Origin of the sequence: Acinetobacter sp. USHLN143 (assembly GCF_037145695.1) — a bacterium.
GTDB lineage: Bacteria > Pseudomonadota > Gammaproteobacteria > Pseudomonadales > Moraxellaceae > Acinetobacter > Acinetobacter fasciculus.
In genome coordinates this window covers 16,989-27,060 of record NZ_JBBCWZ010000044.1, presented here as the reverse complement: position 1 = coordinate 27,060, position 10,072 = coordinate 16,989, and the positions used below count along the sequence as shown (strand labels likewise).

At 44.6% G+C, this 10,072-nt stretch carries 8 protein-coding genes; all 8 read right to left on the bottom strand.

Features of this window, described 5'->3' with window-relative positions; translation table 11 throughout:
• Positions 1-244 precede the first annotated feature (244 nt).
• The gene (locus WFH18_RS11605) at positions 245-1,927 is read right to left on the bottom strand and encodes an AMP-binding protein (protein ID WP_164543024.1); all 1,683 of its coding nucleotides are present in this window, start codon (positions 1,925-1,927) and stop codon (positions 245-247) included.
• A gap of 75 nt (positions 1,928-2,002) precedes the next feature.
• Entirely contained in the window at positions 2,003-3,499 is a 1,497-nt protein-coding gene (locus WFH18_RS11600) for a flavin-containing monooxygenase (protein ID WP_164543025.1), read from the bottom strand.
• A 12-nt stretch (positions 3,500-3,511) separates the two neighbouring features.
• On the bottom strand, positions 3,512-4,351 hold the full coding sequence (locus WFH18_RS11595) for an alpha/beta fold hydrolase (protein WP_164543026.1): 840 nt from the start codon (positions 4,349-4,351) through the stop codon (positions 3,512-3,514).
• Positions 4,352-4,479: 128 nt separating this feature from the next.
• Positions 4,480-6,282: an acyl-CoA dehydrogenase C-terminal domain-containing protein gene (locus tag WFH18_RS11590; protein ID WP_222110437.1), complete on the bottom strand. Its 1,803-nt coding sequence runs from the start codon at positions 6,280-6,282 to the stop codon at positions 4,480-4,482.
• Positions 6,283-6,493: 211 nt separating this feature from the next.
• Complete coding sequence (locus WFH18_RS11585) at positions 6,494-7,474, bottom strand: NAD(P)H-dependent flavin oxidoreductase (RefSeq protein WP_114541730.1); 981 nt, start codon at positions 7,472-7,474, stop codon at positions 6,494-6,496.
• An 11-nt stretch (positions 7,475-7,485) separates the two neighbouring features.
• A complete protein-coding gene (locus tag WFH18_RS11580) occupies positions 7,486-8,274 on the bottom strand; it encodes an enoyl-CoA hydratase-related protein (RefSeq protein ID WP_114541731.1) in 789 nt (262 codons plus the stop codon).
• Positions 8,275-8,311: 37 nt separating this feature from the next.
• A complete protein-coding gene (locus WFH18_RS11575) occupies positions 8,312-9,235 on the bottom strand; it encodes a 2-hydroxyacid dehydrogenase (protein ID WP_168386873.1) in 924 nt (307 codons plus the stop codon).
• The gene (locus WFH18_RS11570; RefSeq protein WP_168386874.1) at positions 9,232-9,987 is read right to left on the bottom strand and encodes a class II aldolase/adducin family protein; all 756 of its coding nucleotides are present in this window, start codon (positions 9,985-9,987) and stop codon (positions 9,232-9,234) included. The genes WFH18_RS11575 and WFH18_RS11570 overlap by 4 nt, the downstream gene beginning before the upstream one ends.
• Positions 9,988-10,072 lie beyond the last annotated feature (85 nt).

Genomic DNA, 10,072 nt, shown 5'->3' with positions numbered 1-10,072 from the left:
AAATTTCTGTCCAACATGGTGTACTTTAGCAAGTTGTTCAAAATCCTGTCGCACAACAGGTTTAATTAGCTCATGAAATACGGTATTCTGATGTGACAAAACCTGAATCCTAGTCGTTAAAGTGTTTGTTTGCACTCATATTTTAACTGTTAGGACTCAGGTTTTTTTATTTAAAGCAAACTATGGGACAGCAGTGATCTTGCGATTCCTTTTTTATTTTAAAGATAATGGATTAGATCATTCCTTAACAGGCCTTAGCGCTCGGCTGAACAGTACGAGGCAGCTCGCGACGCAGAATTTTTCCTACTGCAGACTTTGGTAATCCAGCCACAAACTCAATGTATTTGGGCAATTTATAACTGGTCAGTTGCTGCTTCAGATAAGTCATGACTTCATCTTGGGTCAGAGTTTCATCCTGTTTCACAATAAATGCCTTGGGTACCTGTCCAGACTTTTCATCATCAATACCAATCACTGCACATTCCAGTATTTTAGGATGTTTGGACAGCACGCCTTCCAGCTCATTGGGATAAACATTAAATCCGGAGACCAGAATCATGTCTTTTTTGCGGTCCAGAATGGTGATATAGCCTTGTTCGTCCATACAACCGATATCACCTGTCAGGAAGAATCCATCTTTGGTAAATACCTGTGCTGTTGCTTCGGGTTGCTGCCAGTATCCTTTCATCACCTGTGGACCACGTATGGCGATTTCTCCAGCCTGATTAAGTTCTACAGGTTTTCCTTCATCATTCAGAATCAGAATTTCAGTCCCTGCCAATGGCAAGCCAATCGTGCCACTAAATCGCCGGCTTAAAGGAGGGTTAAAAGTTGCAGTGGGTGAGGTTTCAGAAAGTCCGTAGCCTTCATAAATCTGGCAGCCTGTAACCTCATGCCATAACTCTGCCGTATTTTTCAGAATAGATGCTCCTCCGCCGGTTGTGGTTTTCAGGCTTGAATGATCCAGCTCACGGAAACGTGAATGATGCGCCAAGGCATTAAACATGGTATTCACACCCGGAAAAACGGTCGGTGGATGTTTCTGGTATTGATCTACCAAAGCATCCAGATCTCTCGGATTTGGAATCAGAACATTGGCGAAACCACGGCTTAAACCATAACTGAACAGGCAGATGGTAAATCCATAAATATGATACAGTGGCAAGGCACAGAAAACATATTCATTTTCAGTGGCATAACGGTCACCAAAATGGCTGATAAATACGGTACTGTTTTGGGCAATATTAAATAGAATATTACGGTGACTCAGTTCAGCACCTTTAGAAACACCTGTGGTTCCTCCCGTGTATTGCAGAATGACCGTATCTTCCTGATGCTGTACAGGCGGTTCAAACTCAATAATCTCTACCTGATTTATTGCCTGTTTAAAGTCAAAAAACTGTTTATCTGGATATTGTGCTGCCTGACTATAAATAGCACTTGGCTGCTCTTGAATAAAATCCAGCGGATGCGTCGAAATGACATATTTGAGTTCAGGACATTCATCTAGTGCTGTTAATTGCTCTAAAGTCTGTCCCAGGATAATCAAGGCTTCTGCACCTGAATCCTGTAGTTGATGATAGAGCTCGCGCTGGGTGTACATGGGATTGACATTGACCAGCACATAACCCGCACGAATAATGGCAAAAGTAGCAATTGGATATTGAATAATATTAGGCAGCATCACCGCAATACGGCTGCCAGCAGTCAGCCCAAGGCTCTGTAAATAGCTTGCCAGTTTCTGGCTATACACATCGATATCGTGATAGCTGAATTTGCGATCTAGATAGATAAATGCGGTTTTATCCTGAAATTTCACCAAATTCTCAGCAATTGTCGTGCTCAGGGTTTTCTCAGGATCTGGCCGGGTAAACTCCGGATTGATATTCCACTTTTTATATTCTTCCATCCATGGCTGACTGCTCATGACTATACTCCTGTCCTGGATTTACATTTATTTGTATTATTTAAACCATAAGATTTTGATTTTAATTACATATTTTTAAACCACTTTCTGCTGTCTCGATTCAACATACTGATAGTGATAACCGCTACGAATAAAATGCTGATTTTTATCCCTAAATGAATGAGCATAATCCGGCCAGACCAAAGTCAGCTTGCGACTGACCGGGTCCAGATACCAGCTTTTACAGCTTTCCGATAACCAGACACTACCTTGCGAAAGCTGCTGTAGCTCCTGCATATAGCTATTTTCAGCTTCTTGATCTGCTTCAAAGACCTGAATCTGTTCCTGCTCAAAAAACTGCAAGGCATCCAGCACCAGATCAAACTGGGTTTCCAGAAAATAAAGTGCTGAATTATGTCCACTGCCTGTATTTGGCCCATTCAGGATGAACAGGTTTGGAAAGTTGTGTACGGTCGTTGACTGATAACCCTGCATACCGCTGGACCATTGCTGCTTCAGGCTTAAACCCTGTTTACCCACCACCTTTGCGGCATAGGGTGGACGTGCCGCTTCAAATCCTGTCGCAAATACGATGATATCTGCAGAAAATTTATTTCCAGCCTGGCTTAATACACCGTCTTTCATAACTTCTGCCAATGCTGAGTCTTCAAGTGTGACATTTGGTTTTAGAAAAGTCGGATAATAATCATTAGAAAGCAATAAGCGCTTACAACCAGGTTCATAATTCGGCGTAAGTTTGCGCTGTAATTCAGGATCTGAAATCTGATGTTTTAAGAATTGCAGGCAGTTTTTCTTGACCCGCTCAATCTGGCTTTTCAGATTACGGCGCTGGGCAAAATTGTATTCATTGCCCCAGAACAAGGAATGTCTGAGGGCCGACATACTGTCCGGATCTTTGCGGAAAAGCTGTTTTTCTGACTCAGAATAAGCTCGGTCTGGTCGGGGCAAAATATATGGCGCACTACGTTGCAAGACGGTCAGGCTTTTTGCTGTTTTGGCAATTTCCGGTACAAGCTGGATGGCAGAAGCACCAGAACCGACCACAACGATATGCTGATTTTCCAGATTCAGCTCGTGGTTCCAGCGCGCAGAATGCATCACTTGGCCTTCAAATTCTTTCAGCCCCGGAATTTGTGGGAGATGCTCATCTGCCAGATGCCCGGTTGCAGTAATTAAAATCTTAGCCTGATACAGACCTTTAGAGGTTTGAATTTCCCAGATGCGTTCTTTAGCATTCCAGCTAGCTTTTTCCAGTTGGGTATGAAAATCGATATGTGGCCGGATATTTTCCTGATCACAGCATTGGATCAAATAGAGCTGAATTTCTGCCCCTTGCGGAAAGACACGCGACCAGTTGGGATTTTTAATAAACGAGAAAGAATATAAATGGGACGGTACATCACAGGCGACACCGGGATAGGTATTGTCACGCCAGGTTCCGCCCACTTCTGCTGCCCGTTCTATAATTTTAAAATCGTGAATGCCCTGCTGTTTAAGACGGATTGCCATGCCTAATCCACCAAAACCGCTGCCTACAATCAGAATCTTGCTGCGCTGTCCTTGAGCTTGCATTATTTATCTCCTTTAAGGCATATAAGGCTGGATTTTTTGATTCACCGGATACTGTTCTGGATGCTGGCTAAACTGGTTGATCAGTTGCACCACTTCTGCTGGCGCTTCGATATAGAGCGCATGTCCTGAAGAAATTTCGATATAGCGACTGTTCGAAATTGAAGCAAACAGCAGTTTAGCTTGCGCTACAGGCACCATGCGGTCTTCACGACAGGCAACGACTAGAGTCTCTGCACAGATGTCAGATAAAGCTGATGTAATATCAATGCGATAATTCAGTTCACGCTGTTTGGCTGCATCTAGTGAAGGTTTGACAAAGCGTGCCAGATCCAACACCTGCTGTTCGCTTCGTGCAGACAGATAATCATCGCTATACAGGCAATAATTGACAAAATGAGGCAAGGCCGCAGATTGTTCAGTAAATAATTGCTGCCAAATGACAGTACGTAGTTGTTGCACCGAGCTGGTTTTGGCCCAACCGGCTAACAGGATCAAACGCGCTACGCGCTGTTTTAAACTGGCTGCCACTTGTGCAGCAATCACGGCACCGAGTGAATAGCCGACCACTGTAATGATTTCATCTTTTGCAACTGCATGCTGAATCAATGCTTCAACCTGTTGGCTAAAATCAGTCACCTTTAGATCAGCTTTATTCGGGGTATGCAAATCAATGGATAAAACCCGCTGATGAATACCCAGCATCGGAAAAATATAGCTGAAATGCTTGTCGGTATTTCCACCGGTGCCATGAATCAAAATAATAGTCGGAAATGCAGAACGCTGTCCGACTTCATGAAAATTAAGCTGCCGATCAGCATAAGGACACTGTCGAGTAATCATGTCTAAATCCATATAGACTCCTGATCTTGTTGTTTTATGGTTTATTCAATATCCGAGAATAAATCTCAATATTTGAATTGGGTGAGGATGCAAAAATTATTAAAAAAGACCCACGACACGAGTATCGTGGGTCAAAAGGTTTAATCGAATTTGAACTCTTCAGGTTCAAGTAAAAACAGGCTTTCACCGCCCGCCTGAATATTGGCAAAGTGGGTTGAAGTTCTTGGCAAAATACGCGCAAAGAAGAATTGTGCAGTTTTGATCTTGGCTGCATAGAACGGATCAGTATTGCCTTCTTCAATTTTCTGCTGCGCAGTAATTGCCATTTTCAGCCACAAATAAGCGGACACGACATAACCAGAGAAATATAGGTAGTCAACTGATGCTGCCCCAATTTCATTGGCAGACTGTTGAGCCTGCTCCTGAATGGTTCTGGTTAATTTCAGCCATTGTTCAGTCAACTGGCTGACTTGTGCAACTTGCTGGCTGAACTGGACATGTTGCTGATGCTCTTTTACAAAGCCCTGAATTTCATCGGTTAATGCGGTCAGCAAACCCAATTTTGAGCCCAGCACTTTACGCGCCAACAAGTCAATGGACTGAATTTCAGTAGTTCCTTCATAGAGGCTGGCAATACGTGCATCACGGGCAATCTGTTCCATGCCATGTTCAGCAATATAACCGTGACCACCGAAAATCTGCATACCATGTTTAGCCGCTTCTATGCCGGTTTCGGTCATTAATGCTTTGGCAATAGGGGTTAATAATGCTAGACGGTCTTCAGCTGCTTTCTTTTCTTCCGGGCTGTCAGTGGCTTCAGCGATATCGGCATAGGTCGCCAGATAATATGCAAGTGCACGTGAACCTTCTGCAAACACCTTTTGAGTCAGCAGCATGTTACGTACTGCCGGATGCACGATAATCGGATCTGCAGGTTGGCCTGGCGCTTTCGCACCTTCAAGTGAACGCATCGCCAGACGGTCTTGGGCATAAGCCAATGCCCCCTGGTAAGAAGACTCTGCTGCTGCCAAGCCTTGAATGGCTGTACCGATACGTGCCGAGTTCATAAAGGTAAACATGCAGTTTAGGCCGCGATTTTCAGGCCCAATCAGGAAACCTTTGGCATTATCAAAATTCAGCACACAGGTCGCGTTACCGTGAATGCCCATCTTGTGTTCAAGAGCGCTACATACCACGCCATTACGGGAAGCCACATTACCAGCTTCATCCAGATTGTATTTCGGCACAATAAACAGCGAAATACCTTTGGTTCCCGCAGGTGCATCTGGCAAACGTGCCAATACGATATGCACGATATTTTCCGCCAGATCATGTTCACCGGCTGAGATAAAGATTTTCTCGCCACTGATGCTATAGCTGCCGTCCTCATTTGGCACAGCTTTGGTACGGATCAGCCCCAGATCAGAACCGGCATGAGATTCAGTCAAGCACATGGTTCCAGTCCAGCGACCTGCAATTAAAGGTACCAGGAATTTCTGTTTTTGTTCATCACTACCGTGGTGCTCTAAAGTACGCATGGCACCATGTGACAGACCTGGGTACATCCCCCACGACCAGTTGGTTGCAGTAATAATTTCAGAAATAGCAATACGGTATAAGGTCGGGAAGCCCTGACCGCCATATTGTTCATCACCGGTTAAAGAGGTAAAGCCGAGTTCTACATATTTGTCATAAGCTGCTTTAAACCCATCTGGAGTAGTTACGATGCCATCCTGCAAACGGCAACCCTGCTGGTCGCCTGTCGCATTAATCGGTAGAAGTTCGTTTTGGCAAAAGTCCGCAGCGACTTCCAGATATTGCTCCATAATATCCATAGAAACCTTGTCTGCGAATTTTGCATAGCCCTGATATTTCTGTTCAACGTTTAACAGGTCTTTCAGGACAAACTTCATGTCTTTTAATGGCGCAATATAATTTCTCATCGTAATTCCCTTGTATGAGTTCTAATTTGTATATTTATGACAATTAATTTCATAATACGAAATTATGTTTTAAATCCACTATAATATAATTTAAAGAATAAAATCTAGTTATTCGATGAAATTTCCCATTTAAAAATAAAAAATATACAGAATGAAAAAAAGCCATTCATGGTGGAATGGCTTTCCTATTCAGCGACTGCACTAAAGCTAATTAACGTGGAAAAAATTGAGCTAAACGCTGATGAACGATCTGCTCTGCCTCCTGCATGATATTTTCAATCAGCGTCTGACAAGTCGGAATGTCATGAATCAATCCCATCACTTGACCTGCAGTCAGTACACCAGCATCAATATCGCCATTTTCTAAAGCAAGCTTGCCTTTTAAGCCACTGACATAGGGACGAATCTGTTCAAATTCCAGATCTGGATCTTCACTCATTTTTACCACTAAATCAGATACCGCATTTTTGGCAACACGGGCAGTATTTCTGAACTGTCGATACAGCAGATGTGTCGCCCTTTCATCATTGTCGACATAGAACTGTTTGATGTTTAGATGGATCGGCGCTTCCTGAGTTGCACAAAAGCGTGTACCCATATTGATGCCTTCAGCACCTAAAGCCAAAGCTGCGACCAGACCACGGCCATCAGCAAAACCGCCACTGGCCACAATCGGCACAGTAAGCTGATCTGCTGCCGCAGGAATTAAAATCAGGCCAGGAATATCGTCTTCACCCGGATGGCCCGCACATTCAAAACCATCAATCGAAATAACATCTGCGCCAATTCTTTGTGCTGAAAGCGCATGACGGACGGAAGTACATTTATGAATGACAATAATGCCGTGTTGCTTAAACGCCTCAATATGTTCATGTGGCTTGTTGCCTGCTGTTTCTACGATTTTGATACCGCTTTCAATGATCGCCTGTCGGTATTCTGCATATGGCGGCGGATTCACAGCGGGCAATAAAGTCAGATTGACCGCAAAAGGCTGATCGGTCATTTCTCGGCAGCGTGCAATTTCCTTGACCAAGGCTTCAGGCGTCGGTTGAGTCAATGCCGTTAATGTTCCCAAGCCACCTGCATTAGATACGGCACTGGCCATTTCTGCGGTACCGACCCACATCATGCCGCCCTGAATAATTGGATAGCGAATGCCTAAAAGCTCGGTAATACGGGTCTGAATTTTCATAAATGCTCTCCTTAGCATCCGGTAAATTGTGCAGGGCGTTTTTCGACAAAAGCCTGGACACCTTCTTTATAGTCCTGACTGCTCAGAGCCAGATATTGCAGGTTTTGTTCCAGCTCCAGTTGCTGGTCCATGTTATTTTCAGCACTGCGTTGCAAGGCCTGTTTGGTTAAAGCCAGTGCATAGGTCGGCTGTTGAGCTAATCGCTGTGCAATGTTATCGATATAAGCATCAAATTCTGTATCTGGAAGCATTTTCCAGATCATGCCCATTTCAGCGGCCTCTTTGGCATGCACCGGCTCGCCCAGAAAAGTGAGTGCCATGGCACGTGCATAACCGATTAAACGTGGCAACATCCAGGTGCCACCGGCATCAGGAATCAAGCCAATTTTAGAAAAAGCCTGAATAAATCGGGCACTTTCCTTGGCAATGACCAGATCACAGGCCAGCGCGATATTGGCACCTGCACCGGCAGCCACACCATTCACTGCTGCGATCACCGGTTTGGGACTCTGGCGGATCAGGTTAATCAAGGGATTATAGTATTTGGCCAGCGAGCCTTGCGGTGGCAAAGGCACATTGCCGAGCTGTCCAGCACGTTCTTTTAAATCCTGTCCCGCTGAAAACGCCCGGCCTCTGCCGCGAATCACAATCACCCGAATATCCGGATCTGTATTCCAGTTTTTCAGTACCTGCTGCACTTCCTCATGCATTTGCCGGTTAAAACTGTTGAGTGAATCTGGACGGTTAAAGCTTAAGGTCGCGACGCCTTGCTGAACCTGAGTTTGAATCGTTTCCCACATCATCAATTTCCTTATTTTTTTGCCTGTATCCCTACAATTAATAGCCCTTATTGACATCTACCTGATGGCACAAATCCAGCCCGAGATTTAAACGTCGGTCATTTTCCAGAATCTGTTCCACCACCACAGACATGGGCGCATGTGAGGCAACGTGAGGTGTAACTACGATCTTTTCATGCTGCCAGAATGGGTGATCCTGAGTTAAAGGCTCTTCTTCAAATACATCAAGGATTGCGCCACGGAGATGACCTGAATCCAGTGCATCGAGTAGATCCTGCTCGATTAAATGCTGCCCACGACCCACCTGAATAAGAGCAGCCTGATCGGGTAATTTTTTAAATAGCTGTTCAGATAAGATGCCAGTATTGTCTGCAGTTAAAGGCATTAAATTAATCAAAATCTGGCTGTGGGCCAGGAACTCGGAAAGCTGTTCTTGGCCTACATAGCTTTTGACCTGAGCAATCTCTTTTGGGGAATTGGACCACCCAGACACCTGATAGCCCATGTCGGCAAAATGTTTTGCCACATAGCCGCCCATATGGCCAAGGCCCATAATCCCGATCTGGATATGATGACTATAACTTTGACGATACTGTTTCCATAGCTGCTGTTTTTGCTGCTGGATCATGCAGTCAAAATAACGCTGAAAATACAGCACGCCCCAGAGCAGATAATCAAACATGCCCTTTTGATGATGTGGATCCAGTACCCGGCAGACTGACTGGTCAGATCTAATCTCGTTTAAATTTAAATGTTCGACTCCTGCAGCAATCGAATGAATTAGACCAAGTTCTGGAAGTTGCCAGAGTTTTTCCAGATCTGGAAACCACGAAGCTGCTGTGGTCGCCTGTTCAGCTTCCGGGCTGTCTAGTGTACAAAAACTACCCTCAGGCGCATATTTCTGAAAAGACTTCACCAGAATGGCTTCAATATTCGGCACAGTACTGGATATTACAATCATGATGCATACTCCGTATATTGATGCTCAATCAAGGATAACGCAGCCTGCCAGGCACGCTGTAAAATCGGTTCAACTAAAGGACTGGCGAACTGCTTGGCGGTTTTAATTCGGACTTCTTCTGCTGGATAATGCAGTTCGGCACCGCCACTTAAGGCCTTGACCTGCGCCTGACAGGCACGCTCCAGAAAATAGATTTCATGAAAAGCCCGTGCAATCGTTTCGCCAGCCGTTAAAAGTCCGTGATTGCGTAAAATCATGGCGCGATGGCCGCCCAGGTCCTGAATCAGGCGTTCTTGTTCATCTGTTGACAATGCAACGCCCTCATATTCGTGATAGGCCACCTGCTGATAAAATTTTAGCGCATGCTGAGAAATGGGAAGAAGTCCGTGTTTCTGTGCAGAAACTGCTATGCCATCTGCGGTATGCGTATGAATGACACAGTTCAGATGAGCACGTGCTTCATGAATTGCGGCGTGGATGACGAAGCCCGCCATATTCACCGGCTTGTTCTGTTCATAGCTTTCTATGACCTGCCCTTCATGATTAATCTTGACCAGCGTTGAGGCGCACATTTTTTCAAAAGCGATACCATACTGATTAATCAGAAAACAGTCAGGCTGATCGGGAACTCTTAAACTGATGTGAGTATCAATCAGGTCCGTCATCCGGTAATGCGCAATAATGCGATAAAGCGCTGCGAGTTCACAACGTGCCTGCCATTCAGCATCTGTGACGAGATTTTTTATTGTCATCGTTCCATCCTGGAAAAATATAGCATTTCGATCACTATCTGTTATATCATAATTCTATAAAAACAGAATATTATTTCATAAGACG

What these genes read in the sequence shown, in the direction of transcription:
- WFH18_RS11570 (WP_168386874.1), bottom strand. Translation starts at nt 9,987, where the DNA reads ATGACAATAAAAAATCTCGTCACAGATGCTGAATGGCAGGCACGTTGT.
- WFH18_RS11605 (WP_164543024.1), bottom strand. Translation starts at nt 1,927, where the DNA reads ATGAGCAGTCAGCCATGGATGGAAGAATATAAAAAGTGGAATATCAAT.
- WFH18_RS11585 (WP_114541730.1), bottom strand. Translation starts at nt 7,474, where the DNA reads ATGAAAATTCAGACCCGTATTACCGAGCTTTTAGGCATTCGCTATCCA.
- WFH18_RS11575 (WP_168386873.1), bottom strand. Translation starts at nt 9,235, where the DNA reads ATGATTGTAATATCCAGTACTGTGCCGAATATTGAAGCCATTCTGGTG.
- WFH18_RS11600 (WP_164543025.1), bottom strand. Translation starts at nt 3,499, where the DNA reads ATGCAAGCTCAAGGACAGCGCAGCAAGATTCTGATTGTAGGCAGCGGT.
- WFH18_RS11590 (WP_222110437.1), bottom strand. Translation starts at nt 6,282, where the DNA reads ATGAGAAATTATATTGCGCCATTAAAAGACATGAAGTTTGTCCTGAAA.
- WFH18_RS11580 (WP_114541731.1), bottom strand. Translation starts at nt 8,274, where the DNA reads ATGTGGGAAACGATTCAAACTCAGGTTCAGCAAGGCGTCGCGACCTTA.
- WFH18_RS11595 (WP_164543026.1), bottom strand. Translation starts at nt 4,351, where the DNA reads ATGGATTTAGACATGATTACTCGACAGTGTCCTTATGCTGATCGGCAG.